Here is a 21,702-nt window from a genome sequence, read left to right as displayed (position 1 = left end):
CCTGTCAGGCGCGCGGGACCGGAGTCGCGCCTGAACCGTTGATAACGAACGCATTCAGGCTCGGCTCAATCCGACTCGACCATAAGGCTGTCATCAGGATCGAAGGGCCCGCCACCGGCGCACTCCCCCAGGTCCCAAATGGGAGACGTTTGATGTTCAAGACCTTCACCCTCGCCGTCAGCGCGCTCGCAATGGGCACCGCGACCCTGGTCCCCGTCGCCGCCGAGGCACAGCGCTACGGGTACGAGCGCGGCTATGACCGCGGTTACGACGGGCGCGGCTATGATCGTGGCCGGGGCTATGACCGCGAATATCGCGGCAACGACCGCCGCTACAACTACCGCAACGACCGCAACAACCGTCGCGGCTGCGACAACACCGGCGGCACGATCGTCGGCGCCCTCGCCGGCGGCCTGCTCGGCCACACGGTTGCCGGTCGCGGCAACGGCACGATCGGCGCCCTCCTCGGCGCCGCCGGTGGCGGCCTCGCCGGCAACGCGATCGATAAGTCGGACAATCCTCGGTATTGCCGCCGCTAAGCGCGAAAGCGCGGGTGCTCGCCCGGCGAGCACCTCCGGCACGGCCGGCGGGTGGCCCCAAGCCACCCGTCCGACGACGGCTTAGCCGGCGTCCGCTCCGGGCCTGCTCCAGTTTCCCCAGTTCCCTCGCGTAGCGTATCGAGGGCAGAGGCCGGTCCCCCACAGGGGCCGGCCTCGTGTTCGTCGAGGGTCGCGCGAAGTCGCGCACCCTTGACCGGCCGGCGGGTGGCGCCCGCGCCAACCCGGCCGACGGCTTTGCCGACGGCAGGCCCGCCTACGCCAGTTGGCACCCCGTCATCACACCCCTCTTCCGTCATCCCGACGAAAGTCGGTACCCAGGCTACCACCCGCAACGCCCGTGACCCTGGGTCCTGACGTTCGTCAGGATGACGAGAGTGAATGACGTCCACCACCAAACCCCGTCATCCTGACGAAAGTCAGGATCCAGGATACCACCCACAGTCCCCGGCCGCGCATCCCCGCTTCCGCCGCAACGCCGACCGCCCTACGCTGCGACATCCAGACCCCGGAGAGCCCCGTGATCCGCACCCTCGCGCTCGCCATGCTGACGACTCTTCCGCTACTCGCCGGCTGTGCGGCCGGGCCGCACGCCGAAAAGCCCGTCCTCACCGCACACGCGGTCGCGCAGATCGCCACCCGCTGCGGCGCGGTCCGCGGCAAATTCCGTCCCAGCCGGACCGAGCTCCCCAGCGCAGATTTCACCCTGCACGCCGACGATCAGGGCGACGCGCAATCCTCCCCGACGGTCCGCTGCATCGGCACCGCGCTCGACGCGTACCGCCACGATTATTTCGGTTTCGCCCCCGAGGCCGAAGCGACCCCGTCATCCTGACGAAAGTCAGGATCCAGAGCCAAAACCACCGTCCCCAGCAACCCGGAGAAACCCAAGCCGCCGGCAAAGCCGTCGGCCGGACCGGGTTTCACCCGTCCGCCGGCCGTGCCGGTTTGGGCCCGGCTGCCGCGCAGCCGGGCCAAAACCGTCAGTACATATGCTGCCCGCCATTGATGCTCAGCGTCGAGCCGGTCACGAACCCGCCCTCTTCCGAACACAGGAACACCACCCCGCGCGCAATCTCGCTCGCCTGGCCCAGCCGCCCGACCGGGATCTTCGCGACGATCTTCTCGAGCACGTCCGCCGGCACCGCCGCGACCATGTCGGTATCGATATAGCCCGGCGCGATCGCGTTGACCGTCACCCCGGCCCGCGCGCCCTCCTGCGCCAGCGCCTTGGTGAAGCCGTGGATGCCCGATTTCGCCGCGGCGTAATTGACCTGACCATATTGCCCGGCCTGCCCGTTGATCGAGCCGATATTGACGATCCGCCCCCATTTGCGCGTCCGCATGCCCGGGAACACCGCCTTGGCCATGTTGAAGCAGCCGCCCAGATTGGTGTCGATCACCGCCTTCCAGTCGTCATAGCTCAGCTTCAGGATCGTGCCGTCGCGCGTGATGCCCGCATTGTTCACGACGATGTCGACATCGCCCAGGTCGGCGGCGACCTTCGCACAGCCCGCCTGGCACGCGTCATAATCCGCGACGTCCCACTGATAGACCGCGATTCCCGTCCGCGCGGCAAAGGCCTCGGCGCGTTCGGCATTGCCCGCATAGGTCGCCGCCACGGTCAGCCCGGTCTTCTGCAGCGCAAGGCTGATCGCCTCGCCGATGCCACGCGTTCCCCCGGTTACGATCGCGACGCGTGCCATGCCTTCTCTCCCGCCATACGTGTTTTACCGGAGGCTAACCGCGGCGCGTCCAACCTTCAAGCTCGCGTGCGAGCAGCCGCTCGAGCATCGCGATCCCCGCAGGGCCATCGTTCAGGCACGGCAGATAGGCAAAGTCCTTGCCGCCCGCCTCCTCGAAGCTCTCGCGCCCGCGAATCGACAATTCCTCGAGCGTTTCCAGACAGTCCGCCGAGAAACCGGGGGCGAAGATCGCGACCTTGGTCTTCCCCGCCCTGGCCAGTTCGACCAGCGTCTCGTCGGTCGCGGGCCCGAGCCATGTCTGCGGCCCGAACCGCGACTGGAACGCGACCGTCAGCTCGCGCCCCATCGCCGCGCTCAGCAGCCGCGCGGTCTTCTGGCAGTGGCAATGATACGGATCGCCCATCTCCAGCGTGCGCTTGGGCATGCCGTGAAAGCTCGCGACGATCGCATCGGGAACGAAGTCGAGCGCGGCGAGCGACGTCTCGAGATCGGTCTTCAGCGCGTCGATATACAGGGGATCGTCATAATAAGGCGGCAGCGTGCGCAGCGCGGGCTGCCAGCGCAGCCCCGCCAGATGCGCAAACGCCTTGTCGTTCGCGGTCGCGGTCGTCGCCGCGCAATATTGCGGATAGAGCGGCGCGAGCAGGATCCGCTCGCAGCCCGCCGCCTGCATCGCGCTCAGCCGCTCGGCGATCGCCGGCCGGCCATAGCGCATCGCCCAGTCGACCATCACGTCGGGGCCGAACGAATCCTTCACCGCCGCCGCCTGCAACCGCGTGATCGCGGCGAGTGGCGAACCGTCCTCGCGCCACACCTGGCTGTACGCATGCGCCGATTTCTTGGGCCGCGTGTTCAGGATGATGCCGCGCAGGATCGGCTGCCACGCGATCGCCGGGATCTCGACGACGCGGCGATCCGACAGGAATTCGCCGAGATAGCGTTTGACCGATCGCACGTCGGGGCCGTCGGGCGTCCCCAGGTTCATCAGCAGGACGCCGATCCGGGGCTTCGGAATCGCGGGATGGTCGGGGGGCAGGGTCATGTCGAGGGTCTTAAAGGCAAATCGCGCAGACGAAAGCCCGTTGCGGAGAAGATTGCGTTGGCGATCGCCGGCGCGACCGCGGGCACGCCCAGCTCGCCGACCCCGCCCGGCGCCTCGTCGCTGCGGATCAGCTCGACGGTGATGTCGGGCGTGTCCGCCAGCCGCGGCAGGTGCAGGTCGCCGAACCCGCGTGCATCGGCCAGGTTGCGCGTGAAGCCGGTCGCCGCACCCAGCGCGGTCGCCAGCCCGAAGATCAGCCCGCCCTCGATCTGCTGGCGGACCAGGTCGGGGTTGATCTGCACCCCGCAATCGACCGCCGCGACCAGCCGCTCGACCACCGGCCGCCGGTCCGCGCCGAGATGCGCTTCCGCCAGCACCGCGATGAAACTGCCGCGAAAGGCGTGGGCCGCGATCCCCTGGCCGCTGCCGGGTACGCCGCCATTCCACCCGCCCAGCGACGCCGCAGTCGACAGGCACCGCGCGAGTCTTGCGCCGCCGCCGAGCATGCCGATCCGGTAGGACATCGGCTCGGTCGCGGCGATCCGCGCGAGCTCGTCGACGAACATCTCGGTGAAGAACGCGGTATAGCCATGCGCGCCGCCGCGCAGCGCGCCCGTCGGCACGCCGATCTCGGCGGCATGATGCACGACCGCCACCGCCGGGATCGCATAGGCGGGCAGCGCACCGCCGACCGCATGCGGATCGCCCCGCGTCAGCGCGGTCGCCGCGCGGCTCGCAACCCCCGGCAGCACCCGCGCCGCGATCTCCGCGCCGGTCGCGGGCGCCGCGATCGCCGTGCGCCACGCAAGAATCCGCCCGCGCGCGTCGAGTCGCGCCGCCAGCCGCGCCGCCGCCGCGGGCCGATAGCGGTCGTGCAGCAGGTCCTCGGCCCGCGACCAGATCAGGCTGACCGGGCGTTTCAGCCGCACCGCCAGCACCGCCGCCTGCGCCGCCGCGTCATGCTCCAGCGCGGCGCCGAACGACCCGCCGACCGGCATCGGATGGATCACCACCTGCGCCTCGGCGATCCCCGCCGCGCGCGCCGCCGCCGCGCGCGCGGGCCCCGGCGCCTGAGTCTGCAGCCACAGCTCCAATATCCCGTCGCGGTACGCCGCGGTCGCGCTGCGCGTCTCGATCGCCGCATGCACCGCGGGCGCGACGCGGTAGGCGGCGGTGACCACCCCCGCCCCGTCGAGCAGCGTGCCGATATCCCCGCTCTGCGCCATCGTCGCGCCCGGCCTCTCGAACGCGGCGTCGAGCGCGGCGGCGATCGTCCCGCTGTCGATCACAGGCCCCCGCGTCGCGAACCGCGGTGCCATCGCGGACAGCGCCTGCTGCGCCGCCCAGCCGGTGGTCGCGATCGCCGCGACCCAAGTGGGCGTCTCGACGATCTGCAGGACGCCGCGCACCCGGTCCGCGGCGGCGCGGTCGACCCCGATCAGCCGGCTGTCGCCGACCGGTCCCTGCCGGATCGCGGCATGGACCATGTCGGGCAGGCGGACGTCGCCGGTGAAATTGGCGGATCCGTCGACCTTGGCGGGCGTGTCGATCCGCGGCACCGACCGCCCCGCGAGCGCCCCCGCGCCCGGGCCGCCGATATTGGGGTCGTCCGGCAGCGTCTCGCGCGCGGCGTCCTCGGCCAGCGCGGCGAAGCGGATCCGCCGCGTGCCCTGGACGACGAACCCCGCCTCGGTCCGGCAGTCCGCCCAGTCCGCATCCCAGCGCCGCGCCGCCGCCTTGCACAGCAGCACCCGCGCCGCCGCGCCGGCATCGCGGCACGCGGCCTCGAACATCCGCACCGAACTCGATCCCGCCGTCAGCATCGGCGCGGGGCCGGCCACCGCCGCGGGAACCACGCCCGGCATCCCCTCGAACAGTGCGTTCAGCCCGACCGGATTGGCATAGAGCGGGTTCAGCGGCGCGGGCTCGACCCCCACCGTCCGCCAGTCCGCGCCCAGCTCGTCCGCGACGATCTGCGCCAGCGCGGTATAGACGCCCTGCCCCTGTTCGGCCTGCGGCACCGCGACCGTGACATGCCCGTCGCTGCCGATCTTCAGCCACGCCCCGAACGCGCTCTCCCCCGGATCCGCCACCAGCGTCGGCGCATAGTCGCGCGGCCACAGCCCCCAGGCGACGACCAGCCCGATCCCCACGCCGCCCCCCGCCAAAATCCCCCGCCTGCTGATCATCCCGCGCCCCTACCCCGTCTCCCCCCCGCGGTGAAGGCGCCGCAAACCGCCGGATGAGGGGGACCGCGCCCCTTCCGTCATCCCCCCTTCCGTCATCCCGACGAAAGTCGGGACCCAGGGTAACAGGACGCAACGCTGCTTGGCTCTGGATCCTGACTTTCGTCAGGATGACGAGAAGAAGTGAAGCACGCGCACGCCCCCACACCCCGTCATCCTGACGAAAGTCAGGATCCAGAGCCCCGAACGCCACCCCCGGCCGACGCCCCGCCGGCCGAAGGCACCCCCCTCAGACCATCCCCCGATACCGCTCCCGGATCGTCACCTTGTCGATCTTCTCCGTCCCCAGCCGCGGCAGCGGCACGTCGGCGATCCAGACCCGCTGCGGCACCTTGAACGCCGCGATATGCTGGTGGAGGAACGCGCACAGATCGTCGGGCGTCAGCGTCTCGCCCTCCTGCAGCACCACCACCGCGCCCGGCACCTCGCCGAACCGCTCGTCCGCCAGCCCGAACACCGCCGCCTCCGCCACCGCGGGGTTCTGGTACAGCGCCGCCTCGACCTCCTGGCACGAGATATTCTCGCCGCCGCGGATGATGATGTCCTTCTTGCGGTCGACGATGAACAGATAGCCGTCCTCGTCGAGAAACCCGATATCCCCCGTCCGGAAATAGCCGTCCGCGGTGAACGCCGCCGCGGTCGCCTCGGGCCGGTTCCAATATTCCTTGAAGTTGCACACGCTGCGGATGCCCACCTCGCCGCGCACGCCGACGTCTAGCTTGCGGCCGTCATCGTCGAGGATCGCCAGATCGACCAGCGGCGCGCTCGCCCGCCCCGCCGAATTGGGCTTGGCAATATAATTGCTCCGCCAGTTGCCCGTCCCCACCGCATTGGTCTCGGTCAGCCCGTAACCGATCAGCGGCGCGCTGCCGCCCATCTCCTCGCCCAGCCGCCGGACATGCTCGACCGGCCGCGGCGCGCCGCCCGCGGCGAAATCGGTCACCGTCGACAGGTCGTAATCGCCGCGATCGGGGTGGTTGAGGATCTCGAAGCTCATCAGCGGCACGCCGACGAAATAGGTCACGCCCTCCGCCTCGATCAGCCGCATCGCCTCGCGCGCATCCCATTTGGGCATCAGCACCAGCTTGCGCCCCATCGCGAAGCTCTGCAGGAACACCGGTACCTCGCCGGTGATGTGGAACAGCGGGATCGTCAGCAGCGTGACCGGCTGGCCGACCGGCGGGTTGCCCTGCGCGGTGGCGAAGCCGAGCATCATCATCGCCTGGCCCAGATAGTTGAAGATCGCCTGGATGATCGCGCGATGATCGCACAGCGCGCCCTTGGACTGGCCGGTCGACCCGCTCGTGAACAGGATCGTCGCATGGTCGTCGGGCCCCAGCGGCGGCAGCGCGACGCCGACCGGGTCCTCCTTCAGCAGCACGTCGAGCGCGATTCGCAGCGGCTGGGTGTCGTCGATCCCGATCACCGGCGTCGCCAGCCCGGCGATCTGCGCCAGCCGCTTCACGCGCGGCGGATCGGCGAACACCATGTTGCAGTCGACGTCGCGGATCGCCGCCTCCAGCTCGTCCGACTGCCACCAGCCGTTCAGCAGGGTCGCGACCCCGCCGGCCATGATGATGCCCATGTACAGCACGATCCACGACGGCGAATTGCGCATTGCGATGCCGATCCGGTCGCCGCGCTGGATGCCGTGCGCGGACACCAGCGCGCAGGCGACGCGCTCGGCGGCGTCCTCGACCTCGGCGAACGTCAGCCGCTCGTCGCCCGCGACAAGGAACACCTGGTCGCGGTGCTCGCCGGCATAATGCGCGAAATAGGCGTTGAGCGCGGGCGGCGCGACCGCGATCGTCGGCAGCGTCACGCCGAACCGCTCGATCGATCCGAGCCCGAGCATCCCCCCGGGCGCGGTCAGCGCCGCCATCGTCGAATCCATCGCCGCGTCTAGCTCGGTCCGCATCTCACTCTCCCTCTGGACTTATGGCCCCGGTCTTATCGCCTTGGTCTTATCGTCACCGCTCATTATGCAGGCGCGAACGCGTGGGGAAAAGCCATTGATCCTGTCGACCTTAGCCGCCGTAGCCGGTGGCCTGCCTAGCCCCGCTACGGGCCAACATATCCGGTTCGAGGACCTGGGGCTCCACCCCGACGTCTTCTCGATCGGCTTCTTCACGCTGCGCTGGTACAGCCTTGCCTATATCGGCGGGATCCTGCTCGGCTGGTGGTATCTGCTGAAGCTGCTTGCCCAGCCCGGCGCACCGATGGCCAGGCGTCATGCCGACGACCTCGTCTTCTACGCGACGCTCGGCATCATCCTCGGCGGGCGGCTCGGCTATGTGCTGTTCTACGCGCCCGAGATGATCCTGCGACCGTTGCGCATCCTCCGGCTCTGGGACGGCGGCATGTCGTTCCACGGCGGCGTGATCGGCGTGTCGCTCGGGCTGATCCTGTTCGCGCGCAAGCACAAGCTCAACTGGCTGCGCGTCCACGACTATATCGCCTGCTGCGTGCCGTTCGGGCTGTTCTTCGGGCGGCTCGCCAACTTCGTCAACGGCGAGCTCTGGGGCAAGCCGACCGACGTCGCCTGGGGCATCGTCTTCGCGCGCACCGTCCCCTTCGGCATGATCGAACCCGCCCGCCACCCGAGCCAGCTCTACGAGGCGGGGCTCGAGGGGCTCGCACTGTTCGCGCTCCTCTGGTTCGCCTTCTGGAAGACCAAGGCGCGCTATGATCCGGGCAAGCTCGTCGGCCTGTTCGTGCTCGGCTACGGCCTCGCGCGCTTCACCGTCGAATTCTTCCGCGAACCCGATTCGCAGCTGCGCGCCTTTGCCGAGAAGACCGGGCTCCACATGGGCCAGTGGCTCTGCGTGCCGATGATCCTCGGCGGCCTCTACCTGATCCTCACCGCCGCCAAACGCCGCACCCGCGTCGAATCCATCGCCGGCTCGCAGAGCGTCGCGTAACGGACACCACCCTCACCCTCATCCCCACCCCGGCGAAGGCCGGGGCCCAGTTGGAACGTCCCTCGTGACGGGCGGCGCGCGTCGTGACATCGCCCTCCCAACCGGGCCCCGGCCTCCGCCGGGGAGGTAGAGAAATACATGATGACTGACACCACCCCCGACACCGCCCTCCCCGAACGCCTCGCCCGCGCGATCACCCTCGCCGGTCCCGTCCCCGTCGCGCAGTACATGGCCGCCGCCAACGCGCATTATTACGCGACCCGCGACCCGCTCGGCGCGACCGGCGACTTCACCACCGCGCCCGAGATCAGCCAGATGTTCGGCGAGCTCCTCGGCCTGTGGTGCGCCGACCTGTGGGACCGCGCCGGCCGCCCGGACATCGCCTGGGTCGAGCTCGGCCCCGGCCGCGGCACGCTCGCCGCCGATGCCTTGCGCGCGATGGCCAAGGCCGGCCTGACGCCCCCCGTCCATTTCGTCGAGACCAGCCCCGCGCTCCGCACCGCGCAGGCCGAGCGCATCCCCGCCGCGACCTGGCACGACGCCATCGACACGCTGCCGACCGATCGCCCGCTGATCGTCGTCGCGAACGAATTCTTCGACGCGCTGCCGATCCGCCAGTTGCTGAAGCGCGAGGACGCCTGGCACGAACGCCTCGTCGCCGCGCAGGACCTGCTGTTCCTCCCGATCGCGGGCAAGCCGCTTCCCGACGCCGTCATCCCCGAACCCTTCCGCGACGCCCCCGCCGGATCGATCCTTGAGACCGCGCCCGCCGCGGTCGGCATCGTCCGCACGCTCGCGAAACGCCTCGTCGCACAGGGCGGCGCGCTGCTCGCGATCGATTACGGCTATGAGGGCCCCGCGCTCGGCGACACGCTCCAGGCGGTCCGCGCGCACGCCTTTGCCAACCCGTTCGAGGCACCGGGCGAGCACGACCTGACCGCGCATGTCGATTTCACCACGCTCGCCGCCGCCGCGCAGGCCGATGGCGCGGTCGCCTGGGGCCCCGTCGCACAGCGCGACCTGCTCGGCGGCCTCGGCATCGACACGCGCACCTCCGCGCTCGCCAAGGCCTCGCCCGACCGCGCCGAGGCGCTCGCCGCCGACCGCCGCCGGCTGATGGACGACATGGGGTCGCTCTTCAAAGCGCTCGCGATCACGTCGCCCGGCTGGCCCAACCCGGCCGCCTTCGCATGATCACCTACCGCGACGCGGTCCCCGCCGACGGCCCCGCGCTCGCCGCGATGGCGCGCGCGTCGTTCACCGAGACGTTCGGCACGCTCTACCGCCCGCAGGATCTCGCCGCCTTCCTCGACCAGGCGTTCGGGCCGCAGGGCCTGCCGTCGCAGATCGGCGACCCCGCCTTCCGCATCCATGTCGCGCTCGACGAGGGTGCGATCGTCGGCTTCGCCAAGACCGGCCCGGTCGCCTTCCCCGGCGACTGGCCCGCCACCGCGGTCGAACTCTACCAGCTCTACGTCCGCGCCGACCAGCACGGCGCCGGCGTCGGCCCCGCGCTGATGGACTGGGCGCTCGCCACCGCGCGCGCCGACGCCCGGACCGAGATGATCCTCAGCGTCTATGTCGACAACCACCGCGCCCACCGCTTCTACCAGCGCTACGGCTTCACCGAGATCGGCCGCTACGTCTTCATGGTCGGCGAGAAGGCGGACGACGACCGCATCCTCCGCCTGGCCCTGTGACGCGGCGCGCCGCCCCCAAACCTCACCCAACCCCCACCCCGGCGAAGGCCGGGGCCCAGTTGGCACGTCCCCGGTAATGAAACGCCACCCCCCGTCACACCCGTCCCCCAACTGGCCCCCGGCCTCCGCCGGGGTGGTGCAGCACGCCAGTGCCCCGCCCCCGACTCCCAACCCAGCCCCCACCCCGGCGAAGGCCGGGGCCCAGCTGGCACGTCCCCGGTAATGAAACACCGCCCCCCGTCACAACCGTCCCCCAACTGGGCCCCGGCCTCCGCCGGGGTGGTGCTCGACGACAGACAGGACCCACGCGCATGACCCCCGCCCAGACCCCCACCCCCATCCGCGCAAAATCGCTCGCCCCCATCCCCCACGGCTTCCTCACCCGCACCGGCGGCATCTCGACCGGCGCTTACGCCAGCCTCAACACCGGCACCGGCTCCGACGATTCCCCCACAGCGATCGCCGAAAACCGCCGCCGCGCGACCGACGCCGTCCTCCCCGGCGCACAGCTTATCGGCCTCTACCAGATCCACTCCGCCGAGGCGGTGACGATCACCGCCCCCGTCGACGACACATTCCGCCCGCGCGCCGATGCGCTCGTCACCGACCGCCCCGGGCTCGCGCTCGGCATCCTGACCGCGGACTGCGCGCCCGTCCTGTTCGCCGACAGCGAGGCGGGGATCGTCGGCGCCGCGCATGCCGGCTGGCAGGGCGCGCTCGGCGGCGTCACCGATGCGACCCTGCTCGCGATGGAGGCGATCGGCGCGCGCCGCGACCGGATCGTCGCCGCGGTCGGCCCGTGCATCGCGCGCGCCAGCTACGAGGTCGACACCGGCTTCCTCCGCCGCTTCTGCGAGGCCGATCCCGAGAACGAACGCTTCTTCGCGGATGCCCGCACCGACCATTACCAGTTCGATCTCGAGGCCTATGTCGTCAACCGCCTCGCCGCCGCGGGGGTCGGCCGGGTCGAGGCGCTCGGCCGCGACACCTACACCGAAGACGACGCCTTCTTCAGCTATCGCCGCGCGACCCATCGCGGCGAACCCACTTATGGTCGCCAGATCAGTATCATCGGCCTCTGACGCCTCCCCAAACCGGCTGCGCATCGCTAGGCTCGCCGCATCGGCCCGCACCAGACGGGTCATGCAGGAGCCCAGAATGTCCGATACCCCGACCCCCACCGGCATGCCCGCCGAGACCGAAGCCGACCTCACCGGCGTCGCCGCGCGCGTCGCCCCCAAGCCCGAGGTCGAGAAGATCGGCGGCCGCAAGCTGAAACCCTCGACGCTGATGATGGGCCATGGTTACGACCCGTCGCTGTCCGAAGGCTCGCTCAAGCCCCCGATCTTCCTCACCTCGACCTTCGTCTTCCCCAATGCCGCCGCGGGCAAGCGCCATTTCGAGGGCGTCACCGGCAAGCGTCCGGGCGGTGCCGAGGGCCTCGTCTATTCGCGCTTCAACGGCCCCAACCAGGAGATCCTCGAGGATCGCCTCGGCGTCTGGGAAGAGGCGGAGGACGCGCTCGCCTTCTCGTCCGGCATGTCCGCGATCGCCACGCTCTTCCTCGCAATGGTCAAGCCCGGCGATACGATCGTCCATTCGGGGCCGCTCTACGCCGCGACCGAGACGCTGATCGGCCGCGTGCTCGGCAAGTTCGGGGTCAAGTGGCTCGACTTCCCCGCCGGCGCCACGCGCGAGGAGATCGACGCGGTGATGACCGAGGCCGCGACCGGCAATGTCGCGCTGATCTATCTCGAAAGCCCCGCCAACCCGACCAACGCGCTGGTCGATGTCGAGGCGGTCGCCGCCAGCCGCGACGCGATATTCGGTGACGAAAAGCCGCCGATCGCGATCGACAACACCTTCCTGGGCCCGCTCTGGTTCCAGCCGCTCAAGCACGGCGCGGACATCGTCGTCTATTCGCTGACCAAATATGTCGGCGGGCATTCCGATCTCGTCGCGGGCGGCGTGCTCGGGACGAAGGCGCACATCAACACGATCCGGACGATGCGCAACACGATCGGCACGATCACCGATCCCAACACCGCCTGGATGCTCCTGCGCAGCCTCGAGACGCTCGAGCTCCGCATGAGCCGCGCGGGCGAGAATGCCGCCAAGGTCTGCGCCTATCTGCGTCATCACCCCAAGGTCGAGCGCGTCGGCTATCTCGGCTTCCTCGCCGACGAACCCGGCGCCGAGCGTCAGGCCGACATCTATCGCCGCCACTGCACCGGCGGCGGTTCGACCTTCTCGCTCTACCTCAAGGGCGGCGAGCGCGAGAGCTTCGCCTTCCTCGACGCGCTCAAGATCGCGAAACTCGCGGTCTCGCTCGGCGGCACCGAAACGCTCGCCAGCCACCCCGCCGGCATGACGCACCTCTCGGTCCCCGACGCGCGCAAGCAGGCTTTGGGCATCACCGACAATCTGGTGCGCATCTCGATCGGCGTCGAGGATGCCGACGACCTGATCGCCGACTTCACGCAAGCGCTCGAAGCGATCTGAGCCTAACCTTGTTCTCCCGCGAAGGCGGGAGCCCAGACTGGGTCCCCGCCTTCGCGGGGAAACACCCGGACCGGGCGCCCCGCCTTCTCCCACTCCCGTCATCCTGACGAACGTCAGGACCCAGAGCCCGGCAAACCCGCCCCCACCGAACACCGGCTGGCCCCAGCGCCCCCCACCCGTTAAAGCGCAACGGATGCCGATCTTCACCCCCATCCCGCAGGACGACTTCGTCGCCGCGATCCACACCCTCGCCGCACAGCTGCGCGCGGACGCCGACTGGACCCCCGATTTCATCATCGGCATCGGCCGCGGCGGCCTCGTCCCCGCGGTCTTCCTCAGCCACGCGATCGGCCTCCCGACGCTCTCGGTCGACTATTCGAGCCAGGTCGAGGATTTCGCCGACCAGCCGCTCGTCAAGCTCGCCGCGCGCACCCAGTCGGGCGAACGCCTGCTCTTCCTCGACGACATCAACGATTCCGGCCGCACGATCACGCATCTGCGCACCGCGCTCGCCGCCGCGGGCGCGACCCCCGGCGCGATCCGCTTCGCGACGTTGATCGACAATCTCAGCTCCGCCGAACGCATCGACTACACCGCGCGCACGATCGACCGCCGCGACACCAAGGACTGGTTCGTCTTCCCCTGGGAAGCCGTCGCCCCCGCCACCACGATCGAACACGACGCCGCCGAAGTCCCCGACCGCATCGCCTGACGCGCGCCCCTTCCCGTCATCCTGACGAAAGTCAGGATCCAGAGTTACAGGCGCCGCGCTTCACGGCTCTGGATCCTGACTTTCGTCAGGATGACGGCGGAAAGAGCCTCACCCGTCGCTGGCCCGCTCGATATCCGCACCAACCGCGCTCAGCTTCTCCTCGAGCCGCTCATACCCCCGGTCGAGATGATACACCCGCCCGACCGACGTCTCCCCATCCGCCGCGAGCCCCGCCAAAATCAGGCTCATCGATGCGCGCAGGTCGGTCGCCATCACCGGCGCGCCGACCAGCTTGTCGACGCCGCGCACCACCGCGGTGCGGCCACGCACCTGGATGTCCGCGCCCATCCGCGCCAGCTCGGGCACGTGCATGTAGCGGTTCTCGAAGATCGTCTCGGTCAGCACGCTCGCGCCGTCCGCCTTGCACAGCATCGCCATGAACTGCGCCTGCATGTCGGTCGCAAACCCCGGATAGGGCGCGGTCGACAGCGTCAGCGGCTGGAGATGCCCGTCCGACGCGACGCGGATGCCGTCCTTGGTCGGGGTGACGCTCACCCCCGCCTCGACCAGCGCGTCGAGCGTCGCGCCCATGTCCGACGCGGTCACGCCGGTCAGCTCGAGGTCGCCGCCGGTGATCGCCGCGGCGCAGGCATAGCTGCCCGCCTCGATCCGGTCGGGCATCACCGCATAGGTCGCGCCGTGCAGCCGGTCGCGGCCCTCGATCGTCAGCGTCTCGGTGCCGATCCCGTCGATCGACGCGCCCATCGCGACGAGGCAGCGGCACAGGTCGACGATCTCGGGTTCGCGCGCCGCATTCTCGATCACGCTGGTCCCGCGCGCGAGCACCGCCGCCATCACGACATTCTCGGTCGCGCCGACCGACACGATCGGGAAGCGGTAGCGTCCCCCCGTCAGCCGTCCGCCGGGCGCGGTCGCCTTTACATAGCCCGCCGCCATCTCCAGCTCGGCGCCGATCGCCTCGAGCGCGCGCAGATGCAGGTCGATCGGCCGGTTGCCGATCGCGCAGCCGCCGGGCAGCGATACCGTCGCCTCGCCGCCGCGCCCGAGCAGCGGCCCGAGCACGAGGATCGACGCACGCATCTTCCGCACGATGTCGTAGGGCGCCTCGGTCGAGGTCAGGTTGCCCGCGCGGATCGTCATCACCCGCCCGAAATCCTCAGGGCGCGTCCCCTGGATCGCGGTCGACGCGCCCAGCTGGTTGAGCAGATGCCCGAACCCGTCGACGTCGGCCAGCCGCGGCAGGTTGCGCAGCGTCAGCGGCTCCTCGGTCAGCAATGCGCAGGGCATCAGCGTGAGCGCGGCGTTCTTCGCGCCGGAAATGGGCAGGCGCCCGGTCAGGCGGTTGCCGCCGCGAATGAGAATACGGTCCATCCCCGGCTGTCTATCGCCCCGCACGATCCGCGCAAGCCCGGCCGCGTGGCGGGCCTGCCTCCGCAGGCGCGCTTGGCGGTCAACCAAATGCGGCTCATACCGGCCCTATTGATCGACTTTAATGCGTAAAATCGGGGGGTTTGCTCTGTGGAGCAACGACGGGGAGCCGATCACAGTGCCGCACAGCTGCTTCGCCGAACGTCTCGGCGATTACATCACCTTGACCGAGAGCGAGACGACGGCACTGACGCGCCTCGAGGAGCGCCCGCGCGACCTGCGCCGCGGCACGATCCTGCTGCGCGAGCACGACCCGATGGCCGAGCTCTTCATCCTCCAGCGCGGCATGGCGATGAGCTATGTCCTGCTCGACGACGGCAGCCGCCAGATCCTGCGCTTCCTGTTTCCCGGCGACATGCTCGCGGTCTCGGCTTTGGTCTATCGCGACTCGCCCGAGACGATCGTCGCGATGACCGACCTGACCGTCTGCCCGTTCGACCGGACGCTGATGGCCGGGCTGCTGACCGAACATCCGCGGCTCGCCGCGGTCATCATGGTGATGAACCAGATGGAAAAGGTCGCGCTGACCGACCGGCTCGCCGCGCTCGGCCGCACCTCCGCCAAGGTCCGCGTCGCCGCGCTGCTGCTCGAGATCCGCAACCGCATCCGGCTGACCGGACAGGCCGCGACCACCGACTTTGCACTCCCGCTGACGCAGGAGGAGATTGGCGACGCGACCGGGCTGACCGCGGTTCATGTCAACCGCATGCTCCGCCAGCTCGAGGAGGACGGGCTGATCGCGCGTGGTGCTGGCCGCGTGTCGTTCACCGACGAGACCGCGCTGCTGCGCGCCGCCAATTATGTGAACCGGTTCGACGGTCTCGACCTGCGCTGGCTCCCGCCCGCGCGCTGAACGCCCTGGCCCGGCGGGGGGCCCAGCGCCCGACGCGCGCTCAAAGCCGCGCGATCACGCCTTTTCGAGCGTGCACTGCAGCGGGTGCTGGTTCTGCTGCGCGAAATCCATCACCTGGCTGACCTTGGTCTCGGCGACCTCGTAGCTGAACGTCCCGCACACGCCGACGCCCTTCTGGTGGACGTGCAGCATCACCCGCGTCGCCGCCTCCATGTCCATGCGGAAGAAGCGCTGCAGGCACAGCACGACGAATTCCATCGGCGTGTAGTCGTCGTTGAGCATCAGCACCCGGTACGGCGTCGGCTGCTTGGTGCGCGACCGCGTCTTGGTCGCGATGCCGACATTGCCCCGGTCGTTGCCGCCGGAATCCCCGTTGCCGTCGGAATTCCCGTCTTCGGCACGGATCCCGTCTTCAGCACGGCTATAGCGTCGCTCGGTCATCGTCATCGGAACCAGTATTTTCGGTGTCAGCGCCATGACGTGAAAATATGGCACCTGATGGTCGAAGAGCAAGCCCCGCCCGCTAAAAGGGCAACCTATGAGGCCCGGCAAAAGGGCCCGTCACAAGCGCCCGCCAGAAGCGCCACGCAAAAGGGGCAGGCAGGGGATCCCCTGCCTGCCCCTCCCGTCTCGCGTCCGGCCGGGGACGGCGCGCGTGGCGCCGACCCCGGTCGCCGGCTCAGTTCGCGATCTTCAGCTTCTCGGTCGCCAGTGCGACCCGGTTGGACAGAGGCTGCGTGATCTCGCCCGCCATCTTCATCATCATCTCGGTCGAACGCGCGCTGTCCGCGATCAGCGTGTCGAACGCGGTGCGCATGTAATCGCCCTGCAGCTTCATGAACTCGGTCGGCGACTTGGCCGCGGCGAGCGTCTTCATTGCCTCGGTCGCGCCCTCGAACGACGCCTTGGCATAGGCCGAAACCTCATGCCCCAGCGTCTCGGCGCCCTTGGCGGCGATCTTCGACGATTCGACGATCGCCTCGATATTGCCCTTGGCGAACGCATTGGCGTCCTCGAACGCAGCCGCGCTCTTCTCCATCGCGCCCTTCGCGCGGGTCGAGAGGTCGGCGAACATTGCCTGGGTCTTTTCGATCGTGCCGGTGTCGAAATTCATCATGCCATCCTTTCCTGTACGCGCCGCTCCGACGGGAACGACGATGTCTGCTGGTGTCGAAACGGGTGTTGCAAGCGGCACCGCGACGCCGGTCACGGCGGGCGGCACCTCGTCGGTGCTCACAGGCTGCGCGTCGTCGGACGCGGCGGGCTGCGGCTCGTCAAGGCTCACGGGCTGCGCGGCGATGTCCGCCGCAGCAATCCCCGCCGCCCCCTCGACCGCGGCGACAGCCATCTCGGGCACAGTCTCGGGAGGCGCGACGGGCGCGGTCTCGGGCGGTGCGATTTCGAGGGCTTGCACGGCTGCCGGAGCCGGCTCGACGATCGGGGTAGGCTCCGCGACCGGGGCCGTCTCAACCGCCGCGACCATCTCGGCCGGGGGCAACGCGACGGGCTTGGCGACTCGCTTGGCTCGCGCCGGCGCGACGGATTTGACCGTCCCGCGATCGCCCGACTTCGAACCAGACCCCCGCATCACATCTGCCCCCGCCTTATCGTGTTGCGTCGCAATATATCACAGTTGCAACGCCCCGACAATCGTCATTGTGCAGTGCAATATATTCCCCGATTCAACGTGTTGGTTAACGGGCGCTGGACGCGGCCTGCGCTCACCGCATCCGCACATAGTCTCCCGGCGACTCGCCAAGCGCGGGCAGCGCGCCTTCGCCCGGGATCCGCGCCCCCGTCGCCGCGACCGTCTCGTCCCCCATCGCGCGCAGCCACGCGACCCAGTCGGGCCACCAGCTCCCCTTGGTCTCGACCGCCGCGGCGATGAACGCGTCGAGGCTCGCCGGCGTGTCGGTGCCGGCCGGATCCAGCGTCCAATATTGATATTTCCCCGCGGCGGGCGGGTTGACCACGCCCGCGATATGCCCCGACCCCGCCAGCACGAAGCGGACCGGACCCGACAGCGCGGTCGTCAGCTTCCACACGCTCGCCGCCGGCGCGATATGATCCTCGCGCCCCGCCTGGACATAGGCCGGCGTCGTCACACGGCCGAGGTCGACCGGCGTGCCGCCCACCACCATCGCGCCCGGCTCGACCAGCAGATTGTCGCGGTACAGGTCGGTCAGATAGGCCTTGTGCCATTTCGCCGGCAGGTTGGTCGTGTCGCCGTTCCAGTGGAGCAGGTCGAACGGCACATAATCCTTGCCGAGCAGATAGTTGTTGGTGACGTAGTTCCAGATCAGGTCGCGCCCGCGCAGCAGGTTGAACGTCGCCGCCATGTAGCGCCCGTCGAGAAACCCCTCGGGCGACAGCGTGCCGAGCAGCGCGATCTGCTCGTCGTCGATGAAATGCGCGAGCTCGCCCGCATCCGCGAAATCGACCTGCGCCGTGAAGAAGGTCGCGCTCGCGACGCGGTCCGCCTGCCCCCGCGCGCTCAGCACCGCCAGCGTCGCGGCCAGCGTCGTCCCCGCCACGCAATAGCCGATCGTGTGCACCGCGGGCACGTCGAGCAGGCTGCGCACCGTCTCGATCGCCTCGATCTGCGCGGCGACATAATCGTCCCAGATCACGTCCTTCATGCTCGCATCGGCGGACTTCCACGACACCATGAACACGCTCAGGCCCTGCTCGACCGCCCAGCGGATGAAGCTCTTCTCGGGGTTGAGGTCGAGGATGTAGAAGCGGTTGATCCACGGCGGAAAGATCACCAGCGGGGTCGCCTGCACGCGCTCGGTGGTCGGCGCATAGTGGATCAGCTCGTAGAGCGGCGTGCGCAGCACGACCTTGCCCGGCGTCATCGCCAGGTTGCGGCCCAGCTCGAAACTGCCCTGCGCGGTGTGGCTGAGCTGCCCGCGGCCGATGTCCGCCATCATGTTCTGCAGGCCCTGCAACAGGTTGGCGCCGCGCGTCTCGATCGTCTTCTCGATCACCTCGGGATTGGTCAGCGCGAAGTTGGTCGGGCTCATCGCATCGACGAAGCCGCGCGTCGCAAAGCGCAGCTGCTCCTTCTGCCGCGGCTCCAGCCCCTCGACCGCGTCGACGCTGCGCAGCATCTGGTCGCCGATCGTCTGGTAACTCTGCCGGATCAGGTCGAACACCGGCTCGCGCCACTGCGCCGCCTTGAACCTTTTGTCGGTCGCGGGCCCGGGCTCGGGCTGGGGCGCCGCGCCGCCCCCCGGGGGCACCAGCATCTGCTGCCACAGCGCAAAGCCGTCCCGCCAGAAATCGCGCACCCGCGCAATCGTCGCCGGATCGTTGAACCCCGGCACCACCATCGCCTCGGGCACCGCCGCATCGAGCGGCGCGGTGATCGCATCGAGCCCCTGCGCCATCATCATCTGCTGCGCGCGCCCCATCACCCAGGTCCAGTGCTGCAGCTCGGCCAGCGTCGGTGCGGCACTCCCCGGCGTCTCGGACATGGGCAACCTCTCCTTTTGCCCAAGCCTAACCCACTCCCCCACCCGGCGAAAGCACCCAGCAACCCTCCCGCCCCCTTCCGTCATCCTGACGAAAGTCAGGATGACGGAAGGGCAGGCACACCGATCACCTCCCCCCGTCATCCCCGCGAAGGCGGGGATCCAGACTGGCAAACGCCGCGACTCATCGGCAAACCCATAGACTATGGATCCCCGCCTCCGCGGGGATGACAAAGGGGGGGCACGCCCCCACCCCCATCCGTCATCCTGACGAAAGTCAGGACCCAGAGCCAAGCAGCGTACACGCCCGCCGCTCTGGATCCCGGGTCGAGCCCGGGATGACGAAGAAGGGCGGGCACGCCGCCTCCACCCCCCACCTTTCCCGCCACAACCGAAACGCGGTGGATGACGCCCCCCGCGGCATACGGTACAGCACCTCTTCCTCCAGCTCGGGGCCGATCATGTCCGACGATTTCTACCGCATCAAACGCCTGCCACCCTATGTCATCGCCGAAGTGAACGCGATGCGGGCGGCGGCGCGGGCGGGCGGCGAAGACATCATCGATCTCGGCATGGGCAATCCCGACCTGCCGCCGCCCGAGCACGTCATCGCCAAGCTCGTCGAGGTCGCCAGCAAACCCGGCGCGCACGGCTATTCGCAGTCGCGCGGCATTCCCGGCCTCCGCAAGGCGCAGGCCAATTATTACGGCCGCCGCTTCGGCGTCGACGTCGATCCCGAGACCGAGGTCGTCGTGACAATGGGCTCGAAGGAAGGGCTCGCCAGCCTCGCCACCGCGATCACCGCGCCCGGCGACGTCGTGCTCGCGCCCAACCCGTCCTATCCGATCCACACCTTCGGCTTCATCATCGCCGGCGCGACGATCCGCGCGGTGCCGACCACCCCCGACGACGCCTATTTCGAGAGCCTCGAGCGCGCGATGGCGTTCACCGTGCCGCGCCCGTCGATCCTCGTCGTCAACTATCCGTCCAACCCGACCGCGGAGGCGGTCGACCTCGCCTTCTACGAACGGCTCGTCGCCTGGGCGAAGGAGAACAAGGTCTGGATCATCTCCGACCTCGCCTATTCCGAGCTCTACTACGACGGCAATCCGACCCCCTCGATCCTCCAGGTCAAGGGCGCCAAGGACATCGCGATCGAGTTCACCTCGCTCAGCAAGACCTATTCGATGGCGGGCTGGCGGATTGGCTTCGCGGTCGGCAACAAGACGCTGATCGCGGCGATGGCCCGGGTGAAGAGCTATCTCGACTACGGCGCCTTCACCCCGATCCAGGCCGCCGCCTGCGCCGCGCTGAACGGCCCGCAGGACATCGTCGCGCGCAACCGTGAGCTCTATCACAAGCGCCGCGACGTGCTCGTCGAAAGCTTCGGCCGCGCCGGCTGGGACATCCCCTCGCCGCGCGCCTCGATGTTCGCCTGGGCACCGCTCCCGCCCGCGCTCGCGCATCTCGGCAGCCTCGAATTCACCAAGCAGCTCCTCACCCACGCGCACGTCGCGGTCGCGCCCGGCGTCGGCTACGGCGAGAATGGTGAGGGCTATGTCCGCATCGCGATGGTCGAGAACGAACAACGCCTCCGCCAGGCCGCACGCAACGTGAAACGCTACCTCCAGAGCATGGGCGTCAACACCCCCGCCCAGGGCGCCGGCTGACCCGCCCCCCCACCCGTCATCCTGACGAACGTCAGGACCCAGAGCCAAGCAGCACCCCGCCCGCGGCTCTGGGTCCCGGATCAAGCCCGGGATGACGGCGTGGAGAGCAGCACCCCCTCCCCAAACCGTCATCCCCGCGCAGGCGGGGATCCAGACTGGCGAACGCCCGCGAGTCCAGCCGCACCCGCATAGACTATGGATCCCCACCTCCGCGGGGATGACGAAGCGGGTGGCCATACCTCCGCCCGCCCTGCTGACGGTTCGGACAAACATGCCCCCACCCCAAACCGTCATCCTGACGAAAGTCAGGATCCAGAGCCAAACAGCACCCCGCCCGCGGCTCTGGATCCTGGATCAAGCCCGGGATGACGGCGGGAAGAGCAGCACCCCCCGAAAGGTTGACGCCACCCCCCGCCCCAGCCATCCCCCAAAGCCATGACCCGCCCCGGCTTCGCCTTCTCCACCACCCTGCGCGTCCGCTACGCCGAGATCGACGGGCAGAAGATCGTCTTCAACTCGCGCTATCTCGAATATGCCGATGTCGCGATCACCGACTTCTGGGACTGGAGCGGGATCGCCGCCGCGGTGCCCGGCTGGGACGACACCGAATTCAACGTCCGCCGTACCGAGATCGACTATCTCGCGCCCTTCCGCCTCGGCGACACGATCGCGGCGCATGTCCGGATCGAGCGGGTCGGCACGTCGAGCCTCACCAAGCGGATCGAGCTGACGCATGCCGCTACCGGCGCGCTCCACACCGTGATCACGATGGTCAGCGTCCATGTCGATCTCGCGACCGGCCGCCCCGCGAGCCTGCCGCCCGCGATCCGCGACCATATCGCGCGGCTCGCCACTCCCGCCTGACCGC

At 69.4% G+C, this 21,702-nt stretch carries 19 protein-coding genes; 11 read left to right on the top strand and 8 right to left on the bottom strand.

Translation table 11 applies throughout. The features are described 5' to 3' along the window. The first annotated feature begins 152 nt into the window (after positions 1-152). Positions 153-539 carry a glycine zipper 2TM domain-containing protein gene (locus J3A66_RS12645; RefSeq protein ID WP_056406961.1) on the top strand — a complete coding sequence of 129 codons (387 nt, stop codon included), beginning with the start codon at positions 153-155 and terminating at the stop codon, positions 537-539. 538 nt (positions 540-1,077) lie between these two features. Continuing rightward, the gene (locus J3A66_RS12640; RefSeq protein ID WP_209569185.1) at positions 1,078-1,392 is read left to right on the top strand and encodes a hypothetical protein; all 315 of its coding nucleotides are present in this window, start codon (positions 1,078-1,080) and stop codon (positions 1,390-1,392) included. Positions 1,393-1,540: 148 nt separating this feature from the next. On the opposite strand, the gene phbB is transcribed toward J3A66_RS12640, so the two are convergent. The 4 genes from phbB to J3A66_RS12620 all read right to left on the bottom strand — a co-directional run bounded on the left by phbB (position 1,541) and on the right by J3A66_RS12620 (position 7,469). Next, positions 1,541-2,263 (bottom strand): acetoacetyl-CoA reductase, encoded by a 723-nt coding sequence (gene phbB / locus J3A66_RS12635; RefSeq protein ID WP_031439092.1) that lies wholly within the window; start codon positions 2,261-2,263, stop codon positions 1,541-1,543. A 34-nt stretch (positions 2,264-2,297) separates the two neighbouring features. Continuing rightward, a complete protein-coding gene (gene hemH, locus J3A66_RS12630; RefSeq protein WP_209569183.1) occupies positions 2,298-3,305 on the bottom strand; it encodes a ferrochelatase in 1,008 nt (335 codons plus the stop codon). Then, a complete protein-coding gene (locus J3A66_RS12625) occupies positions 3,302-5,494 on the bottom strand; it encodes a molybdopterin cofactor-binding domain-containing protein (protein WP_209569182.1) in 2,193 nt (730 codons plus the stop codon). Before J3A66_RS12625 ends, hemH begins: the two co-directional genes overlap by 4 nt. Positions 5,495-5,780: 286 nt before the next feature. After that, positions 5,781-7,469 (bottom strand): class I adenylate-forming enzyme family protein, encoded by a 1,689-nt coding sequence (locus J3A66_RS12620; protein ID WP_209569180.1) that lies wholly within the window; start codon positions 7,467-7,469, stop codon positions 5,781-5,783. 157 nt (positions 7,470-7,626) lie between these two features. Here J3A66_RS12620 and lgt point away from each other — a divergent pair, with 157 nt between their 5' ends. From lgt to J3A66_RS12590, 6 genes are all read left to right on the top strand, one after another. Beyond that, the gene (gene lgt / locus J3A66_RS12615) at positions 7,627-8,472 is read left to right on the top strand and encodes a prolipoprotein diacylglyceryl transferase (RefSeq protein WP_348634087.1); all 846 of its coding nucleotides are present in this window, start codon (positions 7,627-7,629) and stop codon (positions 8,470-8,472) included. Positions 8,473-8,613: 141 nt separating this feature from the next. After that, entirely contained in the window at positions 8,614-9,666 is a 1,053-nt protein-coding gene (locus J3A66_RS12610; protein ID WP_209570495.1) for an SAM-dependent methyltransferase, read from the top strand. Continuing rightward, entirely contained in the window at positions 9,663-10,172 is a 510-nt protein-coding gene (locus tag J3A66_RS12605; RefSeq protein ID WP_209569176.1) for a GNAT family N-acetyltransferase, read from the top strand. The genes J3A66_RS12610 and J3A66_RS12605 overlap by 4 nt, the downstream gene beginning before the upstream one ends. Before the next feature lie 311 nt (positions 10,173-10,483). Continuing rightward, on the top strand, positions 10,484-11,254 hold the full coding sequence (pgeF, locus tag J3A66_RS12600) for a peptidoglycan editing factor PgeF (RefSeq protein ID WP_209569174.1): 771 nt from the start codon (positions 10,484-10,486) through the stop codon (positions 11,252-11,254). 103 nt (positions 11,255-11,357) lie between these two features. After that, the gene (locus tag J3A66_RS12595) at positions 11,358-12,674 is read left to right on the top strand and encodes a cystathionine gamma-synthase family protein (protein WP_056407434.1); all 1,317 of its coding nucleotides are present in this window, start codon (positions 11,358-11,360) and stop codon (positions 12,672-12,674) included. Between the two features lie 193 nt (positions 12,675-12,867). Further along, a complete protein-coding gene (locus J3A66_RS12590) occupies positions 12,868-13,386 on the top strand; it encodes a phosphoribosyltransferase domain-containing protein (RefSeq protein ID WP_031440516.1) in 519 nt (172 codons plus the stop codon). 108 nt (positions 13,387-13,494) lie between these two features. On the opposite strand, the gene murA is transcribed toward J3A66_RS12590, so the two are convergent. Further along, a complete protein-coding gene (gene murA / locus J3A66_RS12585) occupies positions 13,495-14,778 on the bottom strand; it encodes a UDP-N-acetylglucosamine 1-carboxyvinyltransferase (protein WP_031440515.1) in 1,284 nt (427 codons plus the stop codon). A 121-nt stretch (positions 14,779-14,899) separates the two neighbouring features. Here murA and J3A66_RS12580 point away from each other — a divergent pair, with 121 nt between their 5' ends. Continuing rightward, positions 14,900-15,688: a Crp/Fnr family transcriptional regulator gene (locus tag J3A66_RS12580; protein ID WP_081874263.1), complete on the top strand. Its 789-nt coding sequence runs from the start codon at positions 14,900-14,902 to the stop codon at positions 15,686-15,688. A gap of 54 nt (positions 15,689-15,742) precedes the next feature. Here the strand turns inward: J3A66_RS12580 and clpS are convergent, their stop codons facing one another. The 3 genes from clpS to J3A66_RS12565 all read right to left on the bottom strand — a co-directional run bounded on the left by clpS (position 15,743) and on the right by J3A66_RS12565 (position 19,167). After that, entirely contained in the window at positions 15,743-16,129 is a 387-nt protein-coding gene (gene clpS / locus J3A66_RS12575) for an ATP-dependent Clp protease adapter ClpS (protein ID WP_245337051.1), read from the bottom strand. A 238-nt stretch (positions 16,130-16,367) separates the two neighbouring features. Beyond that, positions 16,368-17,276 carry a phasin family protein gene (gene phaP, locus J3A66_RS12570; protein ID WP_245337050.1) on the bottom strand — a complete coding sequence of 303 codons (909 nt, stop codon included), beginning with the start codon at positions 17,274-17,276 and terminating at the stop codon, positions 16,368-16,370. 133 nt (positions 17,277-17,409) lie between these two features. Beyond that, on the bottom strand, positions 17,410-19,167 hold the full coding sequence (locus J3A66_RS12565) for an alpha/beta fold hydrolase (protein WP_209569170.1): 1,758 nt from the start codon (positions 19,165-19,167) through the stop codon (positions 17,410-17,412). Positions 19,168-19,625: 458 nt separating this feature from the next. Between J3A66_RS12565 and J3A66_RS12560 the strand changes: the two genes are divergently transcribed. Both J3A66_RS12560 and J3A66_RS12555 read left to right on the top strand, forming a co-directional pair. Further along, the gene (locus J3A66_RS12560; protein ID WP_166746410.1) at positions 19,626-20,834 is read left to right on the top strand and encodes an LL-diaminopimelate aminotransferase; all 1,209 of its coding nucleotides are present in this window, start codon (positions 19,626-19,628) and stop codon (positions 20,832-20,834) included. A 435-nt stretch (positions 20,835-21,269) separates the two neighbouring features. Continuing rightward, positions 21,270-21,698, top strand: a complete 429-nt coding sequence (locus tag J3A66_RS12555; RefSeq protein ID WP_209569160.1) for a thioesterase family protein — start codon at positions 21,270-21,272, stop codon at positions 21,696-21,698. The last annotated feature ends 4 nt before the right edge of the window (positions 21,699-21,702 follow it).

The organism is Sphingomonas sp. PvP018 (assembly GCF_017876865.1).
In the GTDB taxonomy this organism is placed as follows: Bacteria; Pseudomonadota; Alphaproteobacteria; order Sphingomonadales; family Sphingomonadaceae; genus Sphingomonas; species Sphingomonas aerolata.
This window is presented reverse-complemented; position numbering and strand designations above follow the sequence as displayed.

Bases quoted from the DNA above. Each gene is read 5' to 3' on its own strand.
- J3A66_RS12645 (WP_056406961.1), top strand. From the start codon at position 153: ATGTTCAAGACCTTCACCCTCGCCGTCAGCGCGCTCGCAATGGGCACC.
- phbB (WP_031439092.1), bottom strand. From the start codon at position 2,263: ATGGCACGCGTCGCGATCGTAACCGGGGGAACGCGTGGCATCGGCGAG.
- hemH (WP_209569183.1), bottom strand. From the start codon at position 3,305: ATGACCCTGCCCCCCGACCATCCCGCGATTCCGAAGCCCCGGATCGGC.
- J3A66_RS12625 (WP_209569182.1), bottom strand. From the start codon at position 5,494: ATGATCAGCAGGCGGGGGATTTTGGCGGGGGGCGGCGTGGGGATCGGG.
- J3A66_RS12620 (WP_209569180.1), bottom strand. From the start codon at position 7,469: ATGCGGACCGAGCTAGACGCGGCGATGGATTCGACGATGGCGGCGCTG.
- J3A66_RS12610 (WP_209570495.1), top strand. From the start codon at position 8,614: ATGACTGACACCACCCCCGACACCGCCCTCCCCGAACGCCTCGCCCGC.
- J3A66_RS12605 (WP_209569176.1), top strand. From the start codon at position 9,663: ATGATCACCTACCGCGACGCGGTCCCCGCCGACGGCCCCGCGCTCGCC.
- pgeF (WP_209569174.1), top strand. From the start codon at position 10,484: ATGACCCCCGCCCAGACCCCCACCCCCATCCGCGCAAAATCGCTCGCC.
- J3A66_RS12595 (WP_056407434.1), top strand. From the start codon at position 11,358: ATGCCCGCCGAGACCGAAGCCGACCTCACCGGCGTCGCCGCGCGCGTC.
- J3A66_RS12590 (WP_031440516.1), top strand. From the start codon at position 12,868: ATGCCGATCTTCACCCCCATCCCGCAGGACGACTTCGTCGCCGCGATC.
- murA (WP_031440515.1), bottom strand. From the start codon at position 14,778: ATGGACCGTATTCTCATTCGCGGCGGCAACCGCCTGACCGGGCGCCTG.
- J3A66_RS12580 (WP_081874263.1), top strand. From the start codon at position 14,900: ATGCGTAAAATCGGGGGGTTTGCTCTGTGGAGCAACGACGGGGAGCCG.
- clpS (WP_245337051.1), bottom strand. From the start codon at position 16,129: ATGACCGAGCGACGCTATAGCCGTGCTGAAGACGGGATCCGTGCCGAA.
- phaP (WP_245337050.1), bottom strand. From the start codon at position 17,276: ATGCGGGGGTCTGGTTCGAAGTCGGGCGATCGCGGGACGGTCAAATCC.
- J3A66_RS12565 (WP_209569170.1), bottom strand. From the start codon at position 19,167: ATGTCCGAGACGCCGGGGAGTGCCGCACCGACGCTGGCCGAGCTGCAG.
- J3A66_RS12560 (WP_166746410.1), top strand. From the start codon at position 19,626: ATGTCCGACGATTTCTACCGCATCAAACGCCTGCCACCCTATGTCATC.
- J3A66_RS12555 (WP_209569160.1), top strand. From the start codon at position 21,270: ATGACCCGCCCCGGCTTCGCCTTCTCCACCACCCTGCGCGTCCGCTAC.